This is a genomic window from Kiritimatiellia bacterium (assembly GCA_025054615.1).
In the GTDB taxonomy this organism is placed as follows: Bacteria; Verrucomicrobiota; Kiritimatiellia; order CAIVKH01; family CAIVKH01; genus JANWZO01.
The window spans coordinates 48166-70080 of the sequence record JANWZO010000008.1; the positions used below are offsets into that span (position 1 = coordinate 48166).

Annotated in this window: 21 protein-coding genes; 14 read left to right on the top strand and 7 right to left on the bottom strand. The window is 61.2% G+C overall.

The genetic code is table 11. The features are described 5' to 3' along the window. Positions 1-19: 19 nt before the first annotated feature. Both NZ740_05315 and zwf read left to right on the top strand, forming a co-directional pair. A complete protein-coding gene (locus NZ740_05315; protein MCS6771428.1) occupies positions 20-814 on the top strand; it encodes a DUF547 domain-containing protein in 795 nt (264 codons plus the stop codon). A 2-nt stretch (positions 815-816) separates the two neighbouring features. Continuing rightward, positions 817-2373 carry a glucose-6-phosphate dehydrogenase gene (gene zwf, locus NZ740_05320; protein ID MCS6771429.1) on the top strand — a complete coding sequence of 519 codons (1557 nt, stop codon included), beginning with the start codon at positions 817-819 and terminating at the stop codon, positions 2371-2373. A gap of 210 nt (positions 2374-2583) precedes the next feature. Here zwf and NZ740_05325 read toward each other — a convergent pair whose 3' ends face one another. After that, complete coding sequence (locus tag NZ740_05325; protein ID MCS6771430.1) at positions 2584-2766, bottom strand: rubredoxin; 183 nt, start codon at positions 2764-2766, stop codon at positions 2584-2586. 149 nt (positions 2767-2915) lie between these two features. On the opposite strand from NZ740_05325, the gene NZ740_05330 reads away from it, so the two are divergent. The 5 genes from NZ740_05330 to NZ740_05350 all read left to right on the top strand — a co-directional run bounded on the left by NZ740_05330 (position 2916) and on the right by NZ740_05350 (position 9651). Next, positions 2916-3716, top strand: coding sequence for a nucleoside phosphorylase (locus tag NZ740_05330; GenBank protein ID MCS6771431.1), 801 nt, complete (start codon positions 2916-2918; stop codon positions 3714-3716). Further along, positions 3713-4507, top strand: a complete 795-nt coding sequence (locus tag NZ740_05335; protein MCS6771432.1) for a thymidylate synthase — start codon at positions 3713-3715, stop codon at positions 4505-4507. The genes NZ740_05330 and NZ740_05335 overlap by 4 nt, the downstream gene beginning before the upstream one ends. Further along, complete coding sequence (locus tag NZ740_05340) at positions 4507-5037, top strand: dihydrofolate reductase (GenBank protein ID MCS6771433.1); 531 nt, start codon at positions 4507-4509, stop codon at positions 5035-5037. The genes NZ740_05335 and NZ740_05340 overlap by 1 nt, the downstream gene beginning before the upstream one ends. Positions 5038-5388: 351 nt before the next feature. Beyond that, positions 5389-6804, top strand: coding sequence for a hypothetical protein (locus NZ740_05345; protein MCS6771434.1), 1416 nt, complete (start codon positions 5389-5391; stop codon positions 6802-6804). Positions 6805-6921: 117 nt separating this feature from the next. Further along, positions 6922-9651 (top strand): TIGR03790 family protein, encoded by a 2730-nt coding sequence (locus NZ740_05350; protein MCS6771435.1) that lies wholly within the window; start codon positions 6922-6924, stop codon positions 9649-9651. Between the two features lie 50 nt (positions 9652-9701). Here NZ740_05350 and NZ740_05355 read toward each other — a convergent pair whose 3' ends face one another. Genes NZ740_05355 through NZ740_05365 form a run of 3 tightly spaced genes read right to left on the bottom strand, consistent with a single transcriptional unit; the run spans position 9702 to position 12611 of the window. Beyond that, positions 9702-10712 (bottom strand): serine O-acetyltransferase, encoded by a 1011-nt coding sequence (locus tag NZ740_05355; GenBank protein ID MCS6771436.1) that lies wholly within the window; start codon positions 10710-10712, stop codon positions 9702-9704. A 19-nt stretch (positions 10713-10731) separates the two neighbouring features. Then, positions 10732-11832: a M23 family metallopeptidase gene (locus NZ740_05360; GenBank protein MCS6771437.1), complete on the bottom strand. Its 1101-nt coding sequence runs from the start codon at positions 11830-11832 to the stop codon at positions 10732-10734. A gap of 23 nt (positions 11833-11855) precedes the next feature. After that, complete coding sequence (locus tag NZ740_05365; protein ID MCS6771438.1) at positions 11856-12611, bottom strand: hypothetical protein; 756 nt, start codon at positions 12609-12611, stop codon at positions 11856-11858. 53 nt (positions 12612-12664) lie between these two features. Here NZ740_05365 and hisF point away from each other — a divergent pair, with 53 nt between their 5' ends. The 7 genes from hisF to larC all read left to right on the top strand — a co-directional run bounded on the left by hisF (position 12665) and on the right by larC (position 19260). After that, positions 12665-13426, top strand: a complete 762-nt coding sequence (hisF, locus tag NZ740_05370) for an imidazole glycerol phosphate synthase subunit HisF (GenBank protein ID MCS6771439.1) — start codon at positions 12665-12667, stop codon at positions 13424-13426. A 29-nt stretch (positions 13427-13455) separates the two neighbouring features. Further along, positions 13456-13869 carry a phosphoribosyl-AMP cyclohydrolase gene (locus NZ740_05375; GenBank protein ID MCS6771440.1) on the top strand — a complete coding sequence of 138 codons (414 nt, stop codon included), beginning with the start codon at positions 13456-13458 and terminating at the stop codon, positions 13867-13869. 115 nt (positions 13870-13984) lie between these two features. Beyond that, positions 13985-15514 (top strand): anthranilate synthase component I, encoded by a 1530-nt coding sequence (gene trpE, locus NZ740_05380; protein ID MCS6771441.1) that lies wholly within the window; start codon positions 13985-13987, stop codon positions 15512-15514. Next, on the top strand, positions 15511-16074 hold the full coding sequence (locus NZ740_05385; GenBank protein ID MCS6771442.1) for an aminodeoxychorismate/anthranilate synthase component II: 564 nt from the start codon (positions 15511-15513) through the stop codon (positions 16072-16074). The genes trpE and NZ740_05385 overlap by 4 nt, the downstream gene beginning before the upstream one ends. 57 nt (positions 16075-16131) lie before the next feature. After that, positions 16132-17220 (top strand): tetratricopeptide repeat protein, encoded by a 1089-nt coding sequence (locus NZ740_05390; protein ID MCS6771443.1) that lies wholly within the window; start codon positions 16132-16134, stop codon positions 17218-17220. 37 nt (positions 17221-17257) lie between these two features. After that, positions 17258-18016 (top strand): nickel pincer cofactor biosynthesis protein LarB, encoded by a 759-nt coding sequence (gene larB, locus NZ740_05395; GenBank protein ID MCS6771444.1) that lies wholly within the window; start codon positions 17258-17260, stop codon positions 18014-18016. Continuing rightward, a complete protein-coding gene (larC, locus tag NZ740_05400; protein ID MCS6771445.1) occupies positions 18013-19260 on the top strand; it encodes a nickel pincer cofactor biosynthesis protein LarC in 1248 nt (415 codons plus the stop codon). The genes larB and larC overlap by 4 nt, the downstream gene beginning before the upstream one ends. On the opposite strand, the gene NZ740_05405 is transcribed toward larC, so the two are convergent. From NZ740_05405 to NZ740_05415, 3 genes are read right to left on the bottom strand one after another with little or no spacing between them, the layout of a single operon-like run. Further along, positions 19257-20117 (bottom strand): NAD(+)/NADH kinase, encoded by an 861-nt coding sequence (locus NZ740_05405; protein MCS6771446.1) that lies wholly within the window; start codon positions 20115-20117, stop codon positions 19257-19259. The genes larC and NZ740_05405 overlap by 4 nt on opposite strands. After that, the gene (locus NZ740_05410) at positions 20114-20851 is read right to left on the bottom strand and encodes a TlyA family RNA methyltransferase (GenBank protein MCS6771447.1); all 738 of its coding nucleotides are present in this window, start codon (positions 20849-20851) and stop codon (positions 20114-20116) included. Before NZ740_05410 ends, NZ740_05405 begins: the two co-directional genes overlap by 4 nt. After that, positions 20851-21903, bottom strand: a complete 1053-nt coding sequence (locus NZ740_05415; GenBank protein MCS6771448.1) for a trypsin-like peptidase domain-containing protein — start codon at positions 21901-21903, stop codon at positions 20851-20853. The genes NZ740_05410 and NZ740_05415 overlap by 1 nt, the downstream gene beginning before the upstream one ends. Between the last annotated feature and the right edge of the window lie 12 nt (positions 21904-21915).

Here is a 21915-nt window from a genome sequence, read left to right on the forward strand (position 1 = left end):
TTATGATACAAACTTTGCCATGAACATATTAAGCCTCGCGTGCGTCGGAGCAGGGCTGCTGTTCATCCTTGCCGCCCAGTCGCCGGCCGCTGACATCGATGATCCGCTAGCGGCGGCAAACGCGATCTATGCGGAACTCCTCGCTAACCACGTGAAGGACGGCCGGGTCGACTACCGCGGCCTGCGGGCCCGGCGCGACCAAATTCAGGAATGCCTGAAAATGTACGGTTCCATCCGATTGAGTCGGTTCGATCGATGGACGATCCCGGAGCGGCTCGCCTTTCTTTCGAACCTTTACAACCTGTATGTTTTGAAAATCATCCTTGACGATTATCCACTATCCAGCATCCGGAAAGCCGGCGGGTGGTTCAGCGGCGACCCGTTTGAGTGGAAAGTCGTCTCTATCTTCGGTCACCGGACATCACTTTTGATCATTCACAAGAACTATCTTCGTCGCGACTACGCCGAGCCGGGGATCCATTTCGCCGTCTGCCAGGGCGCCCGATCCAGCCCCCCGCTTCGCCATGAACCGTACAACGGGGAACATTATTATGACCAGATTGCCGACCAGGCCCGGGTCTTTCTTTCGAGGGCTCCCGACAATCAGATTGATGTCAAGCGCCGACGAATGGTGCTCTCGCCGATCTTCAAATGGTATGAAGAGGACTTCGCGCGATACGCCGGCGGAGTCGAGGGCTACATTCGGATCATCGCCCCGCCAGAGTGGGGCGTCCGCGATGCGCCGGGTCGTTTTTCCGTATCTTATTCCCGCTTCGACTGGAAGCTGAACGACGCCAACCCCGGGCGCAAGTGAACATGCACGCGATCGGCGCGCCGTTCGTCACCTCGGCCAATTTGTCCGTCCGGGTAACCGATCCGGCCACGATCGTCATCTTTGGCGCATCCGGTGACCTTGCACGCCGGAAGTTGCTGCCCGCCCTCTATGCGATGCACGTCCAGCGCCTGCTGCCCGATAATTTCGCCATCTTCGCCGTCGCCCGCCGCGAATACACCGACGAGTCCTATCGCGGATTCGTCGCCGAGTCGCTGCACGAGTTTTCGCGTATCCGCCCCGATCCCGAATCGCTGCAGGACTTTTGCCGACGCGTTTTCTACCACCCGGCCGACATCAGCCTTTACCAAGCCTATCGAACCTTGCGCACCCGCCTGTTTGACCGGCGCATCTTCCCGCCCAACCACGTGTTCTACCTGTCCGTCAAGCCGGAGCTGTTCCACATTGCGCTCGAAAACCTTCGCGCGGCGGGCCTCGTGCAGCCGCCGGACGGTGACCACTGGAGTCGTGCCGTCATTGAAAAGCCCTTTGGTCGCGATCTGGATAGCGCACGATTGCTCAACCGGGTCGTGCTGCAGCACCTCGACGAATCTCAGGTCTACCGGATCGACCATTATCTCGGCAAGGAGACGGTCCAGAACATCCTCTCCTTCCGTTTCGCCAACGCCATCTTCGAACCGCTCTTCAACAGTCACCTGGTCGACCACATCCAGATTACCGTGGCCGAAACCGTCGGCATGGAGAGCGGGCGGGGCGCCTACTACGATGCGAGCGGCGCGCTCCGCGACATGCTGCAAAACCACATGTTGCAACTGCTTTGCCTCGTTGCGATGGAGCCGCCCTCAGGACTCACCGCTCATGCGCTTCGAAATGAAAAGGTCAAGGTCCTCCAATCGATCCGCCCCTTTTCACGCGAAGAGCTCACGCGATCGGTCGTTCGCGCGCAATACACCGCAGGGGCCGATCCCTCTGTCCCGGGATATCTCGCGGAAGAGCGAATTCCTTCCAATTCAACGACGGAAACCTACGTCGCTCTTCGCCTTCATATCGACAACTGGCGCTGGGCGGGCACGCCGATCTTTCTGCGGACGGGCAAGCGGATGGCAAGGCGGCTCACCGAAATCGCGATTCAATTCAAAAAGCCACCCCTCCAGTGGTTTCAGCTCGTCGAATGCGTCGGCGACGTGTGTGACCTCTCCCGTGCGAGCCCCAACCTGCTTGTCTTCCGAATCCAGCCGGACGAGGGCATTTCCCTTCGGTTTGCCGCCAAGCGGCCGGTACCGCAAATCCTCGTGGAAAATGTGACGATGGAATTTTCTTATTCCTCCACCTGGCAGCGGCAACTGCCGGAAGCCTATGAGCGCCTGCTCCTCGACGTGCTGCGCGGCGACTCCACCCTCTTCATGCGGTCGGACGAGGTCGAGTCCGCGTGGGCGGTGGTCGATCCGATCCTCCGCGCCTGGCAAGAGGACCCCTCCTTCCCGCTGGCCACCTATCCGGCCGGTTCGTGGGGCCCGCCCGAGGCCGATGCCCTATTTCTGCATCCGGACCAGTCGTGGCGCAACCCCGCCGGGACCTGACGGGTACTTTCCGAGGATTTCACTCATGGGACGCGCCGCTGTTGCCAGACCGGCAGTAGGTTTGCGGCCGATGCCGTAAAATTTCCATGGTGTGGAATTTCCATGCGATGGAAATTTCAAAAAAATTTTTTCCATAGCATGGAAATCGCAGCGGAAAACGCAGCGGGGCGGTTTGGCTGTCACCGGTCACGAGACCGGAGCCAATTCCGTTTAGAGCGGCTCAAAGGCCTTTTTGAGAGCAAGGCACATGGGGCAGACCCAGCTCTCTGGAAGGGCTTCGAAGGGCGTCCCCGGTGCGATGCCATGCTCGGGATCGCCGACCACCGGATCATAGATGTAACCGCAGCAGGTACAGACCCACCGCTCCGCGACTGGGTGGTTGGCAGTTGTCATCGCGAAAAATTAGTACTAGATAAGGTTGACGGGTCAAGCGAGCCGTCGATGAGCGCGGGCGCTGGCGGCCGGCCCCCGCCGGTCTGTCCGGGCTCGAGTGCGCGAGGTCGCGCGTGTGAACCGGCTGGCGAACAAAGATCCGAAGAACCATGAAGAAAAACGCGCAAATCATCACGGGATTGGGTGAAGGGGATGTTGCCCAGTACGCCTTTTTGCCCGGCGATCCCGGGCGGGTCCCGAAAATCACCGAGGGGTGGGAGGATCTCCGCGAAGTCTGCCGCGTGCGCGAGTATGTGGTGCAGACGGGAATCGTCCAGGGCGTTCGAATGACGGCGGCCTCAACCGGCATCGGAGGTCCCTCTCTAGCCATCCTCGTGGAAGAGCTCGCAAAGCTCGGCACGCATACCTTTATTCGTGTGGGGAACAGCGGCGCGATCGCTGACGAGGTCCAACTGGGTGATTACGTCATTTCAACGGGTGCCATCCGCGATGACGGGACCTCGCGCACGTATGTGGGGATCGAGTATCCCGCGGTCGCCGACTTCCGCGTGGTCTCCGCGCTCGTGGAGGCGGCCCGGCGCAGCGGTGCGCGCTTCCACACGGGAATCACGGTCTCCACCGATGGATTTTACTCGCGGAACAAGGTTCTCGACGCGGAAGGGCGAATGCGGCCGATGTCTTTCCGGGGCTATGAACAGAGCTGGATGAATGATGTATGCGCCGATTGGAAGCGCGCCCGAGCGCTGAACGTCGAGATGGAATCAGCGACGTTGTTCACGATCTGCAACCTGTTTGGCCTTCGGGCCGGGACCATCTGCACCGTGTCCGACCGCACGCCTTGGAGCGCCCCGGGGCAGGACGCCCTTTCGCTGGATATGAACATCCGCGGCGCGATTCGGATCGCCATCGAGGCAGTTCTGGATCTGAGCCGCGCCGACCAACGGCCGTGAGACAATACCACGAATTGCTGCGCAAGGTCCGTTTCGAGGGCGTTCGGAAAAGTGACCGAACAGGGACCGGCACGCTCAGCATCTTTGGCCACCAGATGCGCTTTGACCTGTCGGAAGGATTTCCGCTGGTCACGACCAAAAAACTGCACGTCCGATCGATCATTCATGAGTTGTTGTGGTTCCTCCGTGGCGACACGAATATTCGATATTTGCATGAGCACGGCGTAACCATCTGGGACGAATGGGCGGATGAAAACGGCGATCTCGGGCCGATTTACGGCGCCCAGTGGCGTTCGTGGCGGAGCGCCGACGGGCGAGTGATTGACCAGATCGCATGGGTCGTCGAAGAAATCCGACGAAATCCCGACTCCCGACGGTTGGTGGTCACGGCGTGGAATCCTGGCGAGCTGGATCAGATGGCCTTGGCGCCGTGTCACTGTCTCTTCCAGTTTTACGTCGCGGAGGGTCGCCTCTCGTGCCAGCTTTACCAGCGAAGCGGAGATGTCTTTCTCGGCGTCCCCTTCAACATTGCATCGTACGCCCTGTTGACGCTGATGATGGCGCAGGTCACGGGATATCAGCCCGGTGAGTTCATCCATACGCTCGGCGACGCGCACCTCTATCTCAATCACCTGGAACAGGCGGACCTGCAGTTGAGTCGGACGCCTTTCCCCCTCCCGACGATGCGGCTGAATCCGGAAGTTCGATCCATTTTTGAGTTCCGCTACGAGGATTTTACGCTCGAGAATTACCAGTGCCATCCGGCGATTCCGGCGCCGGTCGCCGTCTGATGCCGCGCGTGTCTATCGTTGCCGCCGTCGCCGAAAACGGCGTCATCGGGCGCGAGGGCCGGCTTCCCTGGCGGTTGCCTGCCGAGCTGCGGCGCTTCCGAGCGCTGACGATGGGCCACCCGGTCATCATGGGGCGCCGGACGTGGGAATCCCTGGGCCGGCCCCTCGCCGGTCGCCGGAATATCGTCATCAGCCGCACACCCGGCTTCCAAGTTTCTGGCGCGGAGATTGTACCTTCGCTGGAGGCGGCACTAAACCTCGCCCGGGATGCGGACGAGGTGTTCGTGATCGGCGGGGCGCGGCTGTTTGCGGAGGCGTTGCCACGGGCGGACCGGCTGTATCTGACGGTCGTGCACACCCGGCCGGATGGGGATGTGTTCTTCCCATCGTGGGACCCCGCGGAATGGATCGAGATTTCGCGGGAAACGTACCCGGCCGATCGCGAAAATCCCATCGGATTTACGGCATGTGTTTATGAGCCTCGCGCGGCGCATGCGGGCAAGGGCCGCAGCGATAATTCTCGGGCATAGTTTGTATCACCGACCGCGCTGAGCATTCGGTGAGCAGCGATTGAGGCACCAAATCTGCTCTGTTGCGGTATCAGAATGCAAATCCGCGCCCGTCGTGGACGATGCTATCTATGGAGAACGGAAGCTACACCGCCAATCATGTCGAATAATGGGCAAGGTTTCGGATGGGCGGCTCTTGTGCATCACCGCTGCGGCGAAGGTGCAAACTACGCTTTTTGCTAGAGAACATCTTGCGTATCGGCGGGCGCAACAAACGTATGATCCGGTGAACGGAATGGACGCTTGGCATCCCCTAAAGGCGAGCTAGGATGATTTGCGCATACGTTTTCGATTATCGGAAGGAGAGAATCCATGCAAGCAACGTCGATTGCAGTGAGCGATGCGCCGGCCGGCAGCCGGTCCCGTTCCATGGGAATTGGAGTTGCGGCCTATGGCTGGCTGATTGCATCGGCCGCGCTGCTTGCTCTGGTCTTCGGCTTGGCCATCCGAATTGAATGGCTTACTCCTGCACTGGACGCGATGCAGGCGCGCACCTTCGGCGCCGCTCTCACTCTCCACGGGGCGCTCTCCTTTTATTTCGTTCTTTTGCCACTCGGTTTCACTGTTCCCGCTCTGGTAACGCTTCGGTATTTATCGTCGGCCGGTGCCTTACCTTTTCCACGGCTCACCGCGTGGGGCTATGGTTTTTATGCCGCGGGGTTGGGGACTCTGGTCGTCTACGCTCTTGCCGGCGGCAGTGAGGCAGGCTGGAGCGGGGCAAATGTTTTTGGCGGAATTTTTGAGGGCGCCCGGCCCATCGGTCTGGCGGGTTTGTGTGCCGCGCTGTCTCTTGTGGCGCATGGAATTCAGGCGGCGTCTTCCGGCGGCATCCGAACTCTGCAACTTGCCGGAATGCTTTCGATATTCCTGCCTGCGGCCGGCGTGATGGCGCTTTTGACGGGCGCAGCACTGGCGCTTTGCATGACCGCGGTCTTATTGGACGGCCTGGGAGGCGTTCATTTGTTTGACCCGGTTGCGGGCGGCGATCCTAGAATGTATTTCTATGCCTTTTCCATGTTTCGATCCTCCGCGCTGTCGCTTGTAGTGCTCGCACCGCTCCTGCTGAGCGCGGGTTGGCTGGAACCACGAGCAGAAATTCGCGTGAGGCCGAGAAGCGTTTGGACCGTCGCAGCCTTGGCCGTGTTTTCCGCTTTGCCGTTGGGAGGAACGGGCCTTGCGCTGAAATTCGCGGCGTGTTCCGCGGCCTGCCTTGCCATCGGCTTGCTGGCTGCTCGCATGGCCCAGCGCGCCCCGATGTCCGCCTCAGAGCGGCTCCTGCCGGCCGCCTTGTTCATTGGCGGCTTGCAGGCGTTGTTGGGCCAGTTCCTCCTAGCCACGCCGGTAGGCGCCCAGATCTCCGGCCAAACGACTTTGGAATCGGCGTGCCTTCATCTCGCGGCGATGACATCTGTGGGTTTTGCCTGGCCCGCCGTCGCGTTGCTTGCCCGTTCGAATTCGGGGCCGCAGTCGGCTGGCCTCGATGCGTTTATCGTGGCCGCTGCCTTGGTTCTGTTCGCCGGCATTCAGGTCACTGTTATGCCCGACGCTCTTACCGGTCTCCACGGCCTGTCGTTCCGGGCGAATGCCTATCCCGCCGATTTTCAGGTATTGAAGGTGCTCGGCGCTGCCGGCTCGACAATCTTTGTGGTCGGGTTTGCGCTGCTATACATCGCCCTTTGGCGAGTCGTCCGCAACTCGTTTCCCGCAAAGGCGGATGCATCGGCCTGAGGGGCCGTTTGTAGGGAAGGAGTCGTTCACCGCGAGGCTGATAAAGCGCGGGGAGGGTCCTTTTCCACCGAACGCTCGTGAATTTCTGACGCGCCCATATTGGTGTATAATATGCGTATGAAGTGGTTGGCCTGGGCGGGAGCCTTTTGCGCGATTGTGGGCGCGGCAATCGCTGGCGGTGGACCTCTGAACACCATCGTTGTGGTGAATGGTGCCGACACGCAATCACTCGAAATCGGGCGGCGTTATGCGTGGGAGCGTGGGATTCCGGAATCGCATATTCTGCAGCTCTACGCACCGACTTCGGGAACGGTAGGCATCGGCATCTGGAGCAACCAGATTCGAAATCCGGTGCTGTCATTCATCAACGCGCAAGGCCTGTCAAACCAGATCGATTACGTTGTATTTGCGCATGCGTTCCCCTACCGGATCTGGAACACGAATATCATCGCCTCGCCGACGAATTGGCTGGTCGCCTCGCTCACCTCGTCGATGTATTACGATTTTTTCGCCTCCAGCAATGCCTTTGCCTACGGCTGCCATTTGAATTCGGCCGCTAGCAACGCCTATTACAAGGCGGAGCGCGCGTTCCGCCGAAGTTCCACCCCGAACGGACGGTATTTGATCAGCGCCCTGCTCACGGCGTATACCCCGGATGAGACGCGTCTGGCGCTGCGGCGGTCGGCGGCGAGCGACTTCACTCAACCGTCGGGCAGGATCGATCTGGTTCGGACGAGCGATGGCCTGAGGAGCGCCCGTTGGCCGCAACATGAAGAGGCTGACTATCGCGCGCGCCTGCATGGCAGGAAAAATGAGTGGTTCATCCGCGTGTTTGACCCGATTCCTTCGGCCACGAATCTGATGGGGTACCAAACCGGCCGAGATGTCGTCTACGATCTGTTTTCCCATCAATACCTCTCGGGATCGTATGCCGACCACCTGACGTCTTATGGCGGAATATTAGACGAGCCGCATCCCCACACCCGGATTCTGGAGTGGATCCGCGCCGGCGCCGCCGGCTCATACGGGACCGTCGTGGAGCCTTGCGCCTACACCGAAAAATTCCCCGACGCCCTGATTTACCACTGGTATGAGCGCGGATTTTCCCTGGGGGAATCTCTCTACATGTCGGTCAGTCATCCTTACCAGGGATTATTTGTCGGCGATCCCCTGACGGCGCCATACGCAAAACCCTCGACCGTGACTGTGCTGAGCCCGACAAACGGTACGATTGTTTCCGGCGTTGTCACAGTTGTCGTGGAGGCCGTGTCCGCCGATGCATCGCGACCGATTTCTCAAATCGACCTTTTCATCGAGGGTCGCCGCCATGCGACGATCTTCGACATGCAGCCGACGCCTCTCAACATGCTGAACCTTCAGCTCCCGGATGGTCTCGCGACAAAGCCAGTTTTGCCGGGCGAGGATCTTTTTCAGTGTGCGCAAGGCCTCGCCGTGGCGGCGAATTTGGTTTCAACCAAGGTCAACGCAAGGACCCTCGGCGACACAGTTGAACTGTCGTGGGCCGCGCTTGGCGAGTCGGCGACAAACGAAGCGATCAGCGCGTGGACTACTCAGGGATTGGCGACTGCGCTCACCATTTCCGCTTGGGCGGTACAGACGAATTTCATGGATCCCCCGTATTCGGCGCACGAAGTCCTTGTGTTGAGAGGAAACGCTGTCAGCGGGGACGTTGTGCGGGCCGTCATCACATTGACCAATGGCGTGGTCGCGACGAATGTTGCCGTCGCGAGCGCCCCGATGGGCGCTCTTTTCCTTCTCTTTCAATTGCAAGGGGTGATTAATTCGAACGCGCTGCTCCAGGGGCCGGATGGCGTCGCCGCTGTTTATCTGGTGAATGGCAATCCGACCTATGCCGAGTTGGTGCTCGCCGCGAGGACGCCGGGAGTAGGGGGCACAGGGATTCATGTAGATTACAGCATTCAAAAGAAATCTGGCTCGACCCTGGTTCTGAGCGACGCGTTCCAGGATTATTTCAATGACAACGCGGACACGATGCGACCCCGCGCACTCGTGCGGCTGGCGGTGGGCGTAACCAGCCGCGTGGAGTCGGCGCTGCTCGACACCACCCCGTTTCCCAACGGTCCGCTGCGCTTGGATTTCGTCGCCTACGAAGGCACGGCCACTCGCGTGCAGGGCCGGGCGACGCTCGCCCTCATGGTCAGCAATTCACCCTACATGTGCGCGGTGCAATCGCCGCCAGCATATCGCCATGTGCTTCGAGGGTCGGTCGTGACCTGCGAGGCCGTTGCGGTGAATGGCGCGGGCACGACAACGCAGGTCGCATTTTTCGTCGCTGGAAAGTTGGCGGCCGTTGATACGACACCGCCCTTTGTTTTCGAATGGAATACCGCAACCGCGTTGGTCGGGCTTGTCCACATTCAGGCCCTCGCCCGGACCGATGCCGGAGAAGCGGCCCGTTCTGAATTGCTCCCAGTTATGGTCTATATCGACGAGGATGGAGATGAACTTTCCGATCTCTGGGAAATCGACCATTTCGGAAGCGCCACAAATGCGAACGCCCTTGGCGACCCCGACGGCGACGGCTCTTCGAATCTGGATGAATTCATCGCTGGAACGATTCCGACCAACGGGCTGTCCCGATTTGCTCTAATTAGCATTCAGCCCCCTATGGTCGGATTTTCCGCAGGCACCAACCGTGTTTATCGGGTCGAATACACGGATGGGATGACACTGGAGCCGTGGGAAGGGGCCTTTCTTGAAATAGTCGGCACCTCTGAGACGCTCTTCTGGCATGATGATCCCACCAACGCGCCGCCGGCGTCCGGTCCAATGCGCGCCTACCGCGTCCGCGCTCGCCTGCCCTGATGCCCGCGCTGCACCGGCTAGAGCCCGACGGCGCCGACCGCTGAGGCCGACTAAATGACCCAGTCGTCCGCTGAAGGGGTGGCGGAACTTTTGATTCGCAGCTCTGGATGGTTCGCTGAAACGACCGTGTTGGAGGGGACGCTTTCCGTCAGGAAAACATTGCCTCCGATGGTGGATCCGCGTCCGATGACCGTGTTGCCGCCGAGGATCGTGGCGTTGGCGTAGATCACCACGCCGTCTTCCACCGTGGGATGTCTTTTGATGTGCTTAATCGGAAACCCGCGTTCATCGAGCGGGAACGAACGGGCGCCGAGGGTGACCCCCTGATAAATTTTTACGTTATTGCCGATCACGCAGGTCTCGCCGATCACCACGCCCGTTGCGTGGTCGATGAAAAAGCCGTGTCCGATCTGCGCGCCCGGGTGTATATCAACCCCCGTCACCGAGTGCGTCCACTCGCTCATGACCCTTGGAACAATCGGCACGTCCAGCTTGTAGAGTTCGTGGGCGATCCGATGCGAGGCGATGGCGAGAACGCCGGGATAGGCGAGCTGGACCTCCGCGTAGGTCAGGGCGGCAGGATCGCCCTCGTACGCCGCGCGCACGTCCTCGATCAAATAGGTCCGGATTTCGGGGAGCCGCTCGGCAAAGCGCGCCAGCACGCGGCGGGCCTCCGCCTTTACCGGAACGGGCTTTGGCGCTCCCTCATGTTTGGCCGCCTCACCCTTCCAGCGGAAAGGGATGGCCCGTTCGATTTCCGGCCGCAGGAGCCGCAACGCCCGTACCGCGCGGGCCCTCAAAAAGGCGGGCAGATTGCGATGGTGAACGGGCTTGTGGGAGAGCTTCCCGGGAAAGAGCATATCGATCAGCGTCTTCAGCGCCTCGATGATGTTCTGGCTGTTGGGATAGCAGGCGATAATGCTGTCGGGCCGGTCCTCGTCGCAATCGGAATACGACGCTGCGAGGCGGTCCACAATGTCGTCCAGAGAATCGCCTTTCGATCGGCTGTTCCGTCGTGCTCGCATGATCTCAAAGGTAATCGACCCGATGGGCAGCGGCAAGCGGCGGAATCCGCGGAATTCAGTGCAACAGCAGGCTGAGCCACGATTCCCCGTTGGGTCCCAACACCCAGCCGTCCCCGCGGCGGATCACAATACGCCGCCCATTCCGCCCCAGAACTTTTTCGTTAACCCGCAGGACCCTTGCGCCGGCCTTTCGGAGAAGAGCGGACTCCTCGGGCGTAGCGGGACGGCCCGATAGAACGACGCCTCCCTCCTGCGCGGCAATCACCACCGGTCCCTCATGGTCTGGAGGTCCGGCCCAGAGTGCGGGATAGCGCCGGAAATAATCAGGGAGCGTCGGAGCATAAGCGATGATCTCAAACGCGACGGGGACCCGGCGGATATGGTCGCGCAGCGACATTTCACCCCCGGTTTCGAGTGCGTCTCGGAAAATGGGAATTGGATCCAGGCCATACAAGTTCAGGCCGTTATAGAGGCCGCCGGGCATATTTTTCTTCGGAAGCCCCGGCCAGGAGAGAAACCGCGAGTTGGCGATGAGCCCGATCTCGAAATGCAGGTGTGCGCGAGAAATCGGAATGGGGGAGAGGGCGGTGTTTCCCATGATGCCAAGCCTCGTCCCTGCCGCGACGATCTCGCCTTCTCGGAGGCCGCTATCCACCGAAGCTAAATGGGCATAGAGTGTGTAGAAAGTCCCGATGGGGTCGTGATGCTCCAGCACGACGTAGATCCCATAATCGGAATTCCCCGCCGTGCGGTGGATCATCGCGACACGACCATTCGCCGCGGCGAATACCTCGTCGAGCGGCCGGCCGTTTCGGTCCCGCATCAGCGGCGCGATGTCGATGCCCTCATGAAAGCGTGGCATCACCTTGTTCCCAAGCAGGCCCGAGCGGACGGAACCGTACAAGCCGGACTCGGGATTTCCCGACGCTGTGGGCATGAAGACCGCCGCGAGGTTCGTCCCTAGGAGGTTAGTCTGAGCGGTGGGAAACCTCAGCGTCGAAATGTCGGATGGCAGTTCCGCAATCAGCCCGGCGGGCTCCGGCGGAGGAAGCTTTTCGTTAGGGGCAGAGGGTTCGCCGCGCCTCTTGCAACCGGCAGAAAGGATGAGCGCAGAGGCAATCAGGACCCGGAGGGTCCACAGGGAGAACTCACGCATCGCGGGGAGGGATGGGAGGCCGGTCAAAACGCGAGGCCGCCGAGAATCTGGAAGCCCTTGAACGTCAGGTCGGCCTCCAAGGGAATGGAGGTTTCATCTCCATCGATTGAGATCTGGCGATAACCCGCGCCGACAAAAAAGGGCCGAAGCAAAATCAGCGCATTCGCCTCGGCGTCCCAGAATGTCACATTGATTTCACCAAAATCCCAGGCGCCGCCCGCGATCCCGGCGTCGAGACGGAAGAAGGGAGCCGGCTCAAACTGCAGCAGCGCGCCGATGACCGGCAACGCCGCGTTTGCATCTTCGCTGGCCGACCCATACCCTCGTGCCGAGAGCGCTGCCTCCAGTTCCACGTACTGGGCACCCGCCTGCAAGCCGCCCCGAAAGCCATAGCCGCCGGTGGTAAACCGGAAGGCCAAGCGCCAGAGGGCCGCCTCCAGCGAGGATTCCACATCCGCGCTCGCGCGATAGGTCCGGTCCGAAAATCGGATTTGCCGCTCGATTCGGTTCCTGGCTTTCAGGTCCAAAGCGAGGTGGGAGACGGCCAGCTCGACTCCCGAACCCACCTTGGCATCAAACCCGATAACCTTCTCCTCCTGCCCATAGCCAAGATCGTCTTGGATGTCGATTTCCGTCCCTTCGAGGCCGTCGACACCAACGGCTGCGCTGCCTGAAGGTTTCATCTGCCAGTAGCGCGCGCCGAGTTCTAACACCTGCGCCTGCGCAGAAAATTCCACTGTGCTGAGCGCCAGAGCGAACACAAAAAGTTTTGTTTTCATCGGCGCCATGTATACGGTTCTGCTTGCTTGTTCACAACAGGAATTGACCGGACATGCTTGCCAAACGGATCATTCCGTGCCTCGACATCGCGGGCGGCCGCGTGGTGAAAGGCGTTCGATTCGTGAATCTCCGCGACGCGGGAGATCCCGTCGAGGCCGCTCGCGCGTATGAGGCTCAGGGTGCGGATGAACTGGCCTTTCTCGACATCACGGCCTCGCACGAAGCGCGCGACACCATCGTGCACGTCGTCCGCGCGGTTGCCGCTCAGGTATTTATGCCGCTCACTGTGGGCGGCGGCATTCGAACTGTTGCCGACATTCGGCGGATGCTTCTCGCGGGAGCTGACAAGGTGTCCGTCAACACGGCAGCCGTTGCCAACCCCGATTTGATCAGCGAAGGCGCCGCCCAGTTTGGAAGCCAGTGTATCGTGCTGGCGATCGATGCCCGGCGGCGGGCTGATGGCCGGGGCTGGGAGGTTTTCACGCACGGCGGGAGGCGACCGACCGGGCTCGACGCAGTTGCCTGGGCTGTGGAGGGCGTGCGCCGCGGCGCAGGTGAAATCCTGCTGACCAGCATGGATGCCGACGGCACGAAGGCGGGCTATGACCTCGAGCTGACGCGCGCCATCGCCGATGCCGTGCCCGTCCCGGTGATTGCGTCGGGTGGAGCCGGAACCTTGCAGCACCTGGCCGAAGCGTTGACGGAGGGCCGAGCCGATGCCGTGCTCGCGGCCTCGATTTTTCATTTCGGCCTGTATACCATCAGAGAGGCAAAAGACTATCTCCGCCGTCTCGGCATAACCGTTCGCCTTTGATTACCCCAGAACTCGGAGCGTAGCAGATCATGAGCCGCGACCTCGAAGAAACAGAAGAATTGAAACTGGATTTTGGCAAACTGGAAAAAGCGGTCGCTCAGTCCAAGGGGATTCTTCCCGTCGCCGTCCAGCACGCAGATACGCGAGAAGTCATCCTTGTCGCCTACACGAATGAGCTGGCGTTTCGAAAGGCGGTTGAAACGCGGACCCTCGTGCTATGGAGCACCTCACGAAACGAGCTGTGGGAAAAAGGGAAAACCTCCGGAGAGACCTTCGACTTGGTTGAAGTTCGCGTTAATTGCGAGCAAAATTCGTTGCTTTACGTGGTTCGCCCTCGGCGAGGAAACATCTGCCACACGAAAAACCGATTCGGCCAGCCTCGGAACTGCTACTATCGGCGGCTCAATTTCGAGACAGGCCGGCTTGAAAATCTGGACCCCTGACCGGCGGCCTGGCTAAAAGCTCCATGACGGAGAAATGACATAACATGGAAACGCCCGCCGAAGTTTTTACAGACGATGGAAGCCCTTCGCCTCGTGCGGATCGCATCGGGTCCTCATGAGGTGCTTTCCGGACAGAACGGACTTCCTGCAGAAGGCAACGCGAGGAAATCTCGTCCCCGTCTGGAGGGAGGTTCTGGCGGACCAGGAAACGCCCGTCTCCGCGTATGAAAAACTGCGTCGGCTCGTTCGATCGCGCGGAGGGTCGGGCCAGACTTTCTTGCTGGAGAGCGTGGAGGGCGGAGAGCATATCGCGCGATATTCCTTTCTGGGAGGAGCGCCGCACGCGATCTTCGAGGCCCGCGGCGACCGATGCGTGACGCGGTTTGCGGACGGCCGCGTCGAGTCGGTCTTCGCGCCTGACCCGTTGACGGCCTTGCGCGAGTTGATGAGCCGGTATCGTCCGGTTCCGGATCCGGCGCTTCCTCGTTTTTTCGGGGGAGCGGTGGGATATATCGGATATGATGCCATATCGCGGTTTGAACCGCGCGTGAAGCTGGCGCCGCGCGTTGCGTTGGACTGGCCGGATGTGATGATGGCCTTGACGGACCTTCTGGTCGTCTTCGACCACTGCCGGCACACGATCCAATTGGTGGCCAACGCCCACATCGAGGGCGATGCGGGCGCGGCGTATGAGGCTGCCGTGCGGCGCCTCGACGATCTCGCGGCAGCGTTGGCGGAGCCGTTGCCGCATCAGTTGCTCGACGTGCGGGAGCGGCCGCCGCCGCTACCTGCGTCGTCCAACATGACCGCCGATGAGTTCCGAGCGGCCGTCCTAAAAGCCAAGGACTATATTCGGGCCGGAGATATCATTCAGGTGGTGCTATCCCAGCGCTTCGAGGTGGACTACAGCGGGGATCCTCTCGACGTCTATCGGGCGATCCGCTGCATCAACCCATCGCCGTACCTGTACTGCCTCGAATTCGGAGATCGAGCGGTCGTCGGCTCCTCGCCGGAGATTCATGTGCGCAACGAGGGCGGGCGCGTGGAGGTTCGGCCGATCGCCGGCACGCGGCCGCGCGGCGCCGATGCGGCCGAGGACGAACGGCTGGCTCGTGAGTTGCTGGCCGACCCCAAGGAGAGGGCGGAACATATCATGCTCGTGGACCTGGGGAGGAATGACCTCGGGCGCGTCTGCCGATTTGGAACGGTTCGCGTGCCGGAACTGATGGTGATCGAAAAGTACAGCCATGTGATGCACATCGTTTCGGATGTCGTAGGGGATCTGGATCCGTCCCGCGACTCGTTTGACCTGATGCGCGCAACCTTTCCCGCGGGTACGGTGAGCGGAGCGCCCAAGATTCGCGCCATGGAAATTATCGGGGAACTCGAGCCGGACCGCCGCGGCCCCTATGCGGGGGCGATCGGCTATTTCGGTTACTCGGGAAACCTCGATTCGTGCATCACGATCCGGACAGCCCTTCTTGATGGGCGCCGTGCGCATGTCCAGGCGGGGGCCGGCATCGTCGCCGATTCGGACCCGGACCGCGAATATGAGGAAACCTGCAACAAGGCGCGCGGCATGCTCGCTGCGCTCGCGCTGTCACGGCGGTTTGAGTCGGCCCGCGCGCGGAGGAATTCGGGATGATCCTCGTCATCGACAACTACGATTCGTTCACCTTCAACCTCGTCCAGTATTTCGGCGAACTCGGGGCGGAGATGCGGATCGTGCGGAATGATCAAATCACGATCCCCGAAATTGAGGCCTTGAAGCCCGAGCGTATCGTCATCAGCCCCGGCCCCTGCTCACCGACAGAGGCCGGGGTTTCCTGCGATGTGATCGCTCACTTCGGGCCGCGGCTACCTATCCTCGGCGTCTGCCTCGGCCATCAGTGCATGGGGCAGGTGTTCGGAGGCCGGGTTGTGCGAGCTGATCGGCTGATGCACGGAAAAACCTCGCCGATTTTGCATCGCGGCGAGTCGGTATTGAGAGGCATGCCTTCCCCGTTCGATGCCATTCGGTACCATTCGCTGCTGGTGGAGCGGGCCACGCTGCCGCCATGCCTCAAAATTACGGCGGAAACGGCTGAGGGCGAAATCATGGGTTTGCAGCACTCCGAATGGCCGGTTCACGGCGTGCAATTTCATCCGGAGTCCATTCTTACGCAGGATGGAAAGCGCATTTTGAAGAATTTCCTCGAAATGTGAAAACGGTCGGGCTTGGTGACCGGCATTGGCTGGGGTATTTTGGATTCCGCGCTGCGCATGGATGAGTATCGCGATTTTTACGCCAAGCCACCGGCGAAGCCCAACGAACCGCCGGCGACCCTGCCCGCTCCTGAAATCCTTCCGGGCGAGGCGCGGGCGATCACGCGTCGCCGCATCGTGTATTCGATCGCCCTGATGGTTCTGCTGCTGGCTGCGGCCTCGCTTCTCTTCCTCCCCGGGGAAAAAGACGGAGAAGGGGAGGACACTGATGTCGACCCGACCGATTTGGACTTTCGGCCGCCTCGGCCGCAGCTCGCTTCGATTCCCGCTGCGCCGGCCACGGATTCCGGCTTTCAGCTTGATCGACCGCCGACGAATGCTCCGCCGGACCTGCCGCCCCAGCGCATGGCCGAAATTATGGGGCTTCTTCGGGAAGCAAACCGGTTGATGGTCAACAAAGAATGGGACGCTGCCGAGGCGAGAATCCGGTCCGCCCTTGCGCAATGGCCTGAGATGAATACGGCACTGCGAATGCTCGGTGCGCTTTATCTCCAGCGCGGCCAGTTCGATCAGGCGATCCTCATCCTCGAACGCGCGATGCGGGCCGATCCATTCAACGTGGATGCTTTTGTCAACCTGGCGATCGCCCATATGCAGAAGGGCGAGCTGGATCGCGCGGAGGACCTGCTGCTGAGCGCCATTGAGCTCCGTCCGGAAATATCTGTAACCCACATTAACCTCGGCCTCCTGTATATCCTCCGCGGCGAGTATGACCAGGCCGCCGAGCACCTCGCGATCGCAGTGGAACGCATGCCGGACAACCCCAGCGCGAGAAACAACCTCGGTGTCGCTCTGTTTCGCTTGGGCCGCGTCGAGGAGGCGCGTCGTCATTTCCTGCATCTCATCGCACGGAATCCTGAACGGGCGGAACCGTATTTCAGCGTGGCCAGCACCCATGTGGTGGACGGAAACTACGCGGAGGCCTTTGAAATGATCCGCCGCGGCATCCTGAGATGTTCGCCGGTCGAGGCAAGGCGGTATCTGATGGATCATGACTTTGACACCATCCGCGATTTGCCCGAATTTCAGGCCATCTGGCGCGAGCTGTCCGAGCCCCGGCCCATTGAGATGGGGGCCGCTCAGTGAGCAAAGGCCGCCTCGGCGCGGGATGGAGCGAATTCACATGTTGCAAGAAGAAATTCTCGAGATCCTCCGGCAGGTTGCCGACGGTCGCGCCTCTCCGGATCAGGCGGCTCAGTGGCTGACCGCTCCGGCGGAACAAAACCGGGAATACGCCCGCGTTGACCTTGATCGGGTGCGGCGTACCGATATGCCCGAGGTGGTCTTTTGCCCCGGCAAGACGCCAGAACAGATTGTGGAGATCATGTCTAGCCTCGCGGCGGCAGGCCAACGCGTGTTGGCGACGCGAGCTACCCCGGAGGTGGCGGCGGCTGTGCGGGAGAGGCTGCCGGAGGTCGTTTACCACACCGTCGCGCGCGCGCTGACGTTTGAACGAGAGCCGAGGCCCCAGGGGGTCGGTGCCGTGGGTGTAGTCAGCGCGGGGACGGCGGACCTGCCGGTGGCGGAGGAGGCGGCGCTGACCGCCGAATGGCTGGGCGCCCGCGTCACGAGAATATTTGATGTCGGAGTGGCCGGCCTGCACCGGCTCGTGAATCGGCTCCCGCTGCTGCGCGCGCAGCGCGCCCTTGTCGTCGTGGCGGGCATGGAGGGCGCTCTGCCCTCCGTGGTAGGCGGGTTGGTTGCCTGCCCGATCATCGCCGTGCCGACAAGTGTTGGATATGGCGCAAACTTCGGTGGGTTAGCCGCCCTCCTGGCCATGCTGAACTCGTGCGCACCGGGAGTGACCGTGGTGAACGTGGATAACGGATTTGGCGCGGGCGTCGCAGCGGCGCGCATCAACCGACTTGGAGAGCCTCGGTGAAAGTTATCGTATTCGACAGCGTCGGCGGCGCCAGCGGAGACATGATTCTGGCCGCTCTGATGGACCTCGGCGTGTCAGGGGACGAATTGTCGCGCCGTCTATCGACACTTGGACTGGGGCCGGTGGATGTGCATGTCGAGTCGGGAATTTCCGCAGGTATCGCTGGCAAGCGGCTCCACATCCACGTCGGTGAGGAGGCAAAGCACCACGCTCATGATGAGGCGTCCCCCCATGATCACGAACATCCGCCGCACCGAGGAATTGCCGAGATTGAGGCGTTGATTGTCTCCGCAGACCTGCCAAAAGCCGTAAAGGAGCGCGCCTGCCGCGTGTTTCGGCGGCTCGGCGAGGTCGAGGCGCGCATCCATGGCACCACGATCGACCGCATTCATTTTCATGAAATCGGCGCGGTGGATTCCATCGTCGACATCGTCGGAAGCTGCCTCGCTCTTCACATGCTTTCGGTTGAGAGTGTCGTGGTGGGCCCCCTTCCGCTGGGAACGGGCACGGTTCAATGCGCGCACGGCGTCTTGCCCAACCCTGCCCCCGCCACGATGGAGCTGCTGCGCGGATTTCGGGTCGAATACGTCGATCTGCCGTGGGAATTGGTGACGCCAACGGGCGCCGCGCTGTTAGCGGAGTGGCGTTCGGAAAGCGAGTCGCCGGCCGGGTTTCAAGTGATTGGGGTTGGCTACGGGTTAGGCCACCGCGACCTCGTCGGGCGGCCCAACCTGCTGCGCGCGACCCTTCTCGAGACAGACAGTTCGACCGATGAACGCGCGACAACCGGTAACGCGGGGTCGGACCTGATTCTGGAGCTTCGGACTAATGTCGACGATTCAACGCCCGAGCTCCTGGGGGCCTTTGTGCAGCGAGCGCTCGCGGAGGGGGCGCTCGACGCGTACATCGCGCCCATCTTCATGAAGAAACAGCGGCCTGCCGTCGAGTTGACAATCCTGTGCCGACCGGAAAACCGCGAAAAGATGTTGGACCTGCTTTTCCGAGAAACAACCACTTTCGGAGTCCGTGAAGCCTGGATGCGGCGCACGGTGTTGGATAGACGCGTGGAGGTCGTGCGGACCGAGTTCGGTGACGTCCGAATCAAGGTGGGCACGTGGCGGGGCCGCGATGTCGTCAAATCGCCGGAAATGGACGACTGCATTCGGCTGGCCGAAAGTGGCGGTGTGTCCGTACGCCAGGTTTATGAACAGGCCAAAGAGCGGGCCGCCAATCTTGACGGCTAGACGCTCGAACCGCGCCAGTGCAGTTTTTGGCGAAGCACCCCGAAGTAGCTGGTTTCGGGCAGCCGAATAAAGCGAACATTCCGTTCACTACGTCGGATGGTGATCCGGTCGCCTTCTCGAATGCTCATCTCCTCCTGACCGTCCACCGACAATAACAACGGCCGCGCCGCGGAGCGTACAATCAGGGTGATCTGCGCCGTGTCCGGCAGCACAATCGGGCGAGCACTCAAGGTATGGGGGCAGATCACATTCAACAGCAAAACCTTGGCGTCCGGGTGGACGATCGGTCCGCCGGCCGATAGCGAATGGCCGGTGGAACCCGTGGGCGTCGACACGATTAAGCCGTCGCATCGGTAGGAGGCGATGTGGTCGCCACCCATGTCGGCATCAATAGTGATGATACGGGAGGAGCGGCCCCAACCGAGGACGAGGTCGTTGAGGGCGGTAAAGCGTCGGGCGCGGCCTGCGGCACGCGAGACGGCGCAATCGAGCAGGGACCGCGTGGAGATATCGAACGATTCCTGCGCCAGGTGTTCTAGCGCTCGTTCGATTTCCGCGGCGTTGACACTCGTCAGAAAGCCGAGCGCACCCAGATTCACACCGAGGATCGGCACGTCATGGTCGCCAATCGCGCGGGCCGCGCGAAGCATGGTTCCGTCGCCCCCGAGCGCGATCAGGGCGTCGATGCGTTTGGGAAACTCTCGCTGATTCGCCTGTCGGCAACCGGGCAGCAGGCGCGCCGATTCTCGCAGCGCGACGACCTCGAGTCCCAGGGAGGCCGCCTTGCCGGCGAGGCGTTCGAGCGCCGAAGCCGCTTCGGGTTTTGCGTTATTGGCGATGACGCCGATCCGTTTCATGGCACGGTCCAGTAGGCAAGGAACTCCTTATTACCAGCCGGCCCGAGCAAAGGCGACTCGATAACGCCCTCCCAGCGGAGGCCGGCCTGTTCGCCTGCCGCTCGGACCCGCTCGATGGCCCGCTGTCGCGCTGACGGGCTTCGAACAACCCCGCCGCGGCCAACCTCGGCGCGCCCGACTTCAAACTGCGGCTTGATCAACGTCACCATTCGCGCGCCGGACCCCAGCAGACGGCGGACAGGCGGCAACAGAATTGTCAGCGAGATGAAGGACGCATCGATGGCAACGAAGGCGGGCGACTCGGGAATCATGTCCGGCGTCAAATATCGGGCATTGACTTCATCCATCACAACGACGCGAGGATCGGCCGCAAGGCGGGGGTGGAGCAGGGCGCGGCCTACGTCCACTGCATAGACTCGAATGGCGCCGTGTTGCAGCATGCAATCGGTGAAGCCTCCAGTGGAGGCGCCGATGTCAACGCAAATCGCTCCCCGAAGGTCGATCTTCCAATAGTTCAGCGCAGCCTCCAGCTTTTCGCCCCCGCGGCTGACATATCGCTCGGGTTCAAGCAGTCGCAGATCTGCACTGTCATCGATTGACTGTCCAGGCTTTGTCAGGGGACGGCCATTTGAGAGGATCTTGCCGCCGAGGATGAGGCGTTGCGCCTTTTCACGGCTTTCCGCCAAACCGCGCGCCAACACGAGCTGGTCGAGGCGGATGCGCGCCATCGCAATTATTCTTCGGAAAAGAGGAAAGGAGGCGCCGGCATCGATTCGGTGGTGACCTCCACCTCGAATGTCTTTTTATCCCGCCGAATTCGCAACTTAACAGCATCCCCGGCCTTTCGGTTCAGGATGGCGCGTTGTACGTCGCGGGCTTCGCGAGCCTCGAGGTTGTCGACTCCGAGGATGATGTCGCCCTCCCGAAGCCCGGCTCGCGCTGCCGGACTCTGAGGCAGGACGCGGCTGATCAGGACGGATCCTTCGGATTCATCCATGAAAATGCCGATCCATGGGCGGCTCCAGCGACCTTCCTTGATGATGGCGTTCGCGACGTTCATCGCAAGCTTCGAGGGAATGGCGAAACTGATCCCGATATTGCCTTCTGAAAAGCCGGCGGTCTGGATCATCGTGTTGATGCCGACCCATTTGCCGTCAAAATCGACGAGCGGCCCACCGCTATTGCCGCGATTGACGGCAGCGTCCGTCTGGATGAAATCCTCATAGGGCAGCGCGCCGATGGAGCGCCCTTTCTGGCTGACGATGCCGATGGTCACGCTGCTGCGAAGGCTGAATGGCGAGCCGATCGCCAGCACGAACTCACCGACGCGCAGGGCGTCCGAATCGCCCGCTTCGAGATAAGGAAATTCTTTGCGCTTTTCATCCTCGATATGGAGCACGGCGAGGTCCGTCTGGGGATCTTCGCCGATCAGGCGCGCGGGATATTTGCTGCCATCGTGCAGGACCACTTCGATCTGAGAGGCCCCGTCGATCACATGCCGGTTAGTCAGGATGTAGCCGTCCTTTGTGATGATGACGCCGGATCCCAGACCGGCGAGCCGTTCCGGAATCCGATAAAGGCGGCCAAAAAACCAATCCTGGGCGATTCGGTATCGGGTGGCCTCTGTACGCACAACAACCACGGCGGGCATGACCCGCTCCACAATGTCGGCCACGGCCGTGCTCAGCGCCTTGGCGGCGCCCGGCGATACGGCCGGGTATGAAGTCGGCGCCAACAGCGCTACGTTCAGCAGGATCCCTAGGATGGGTGATCGAAGTGTCTTCATAAATCCTTCCGT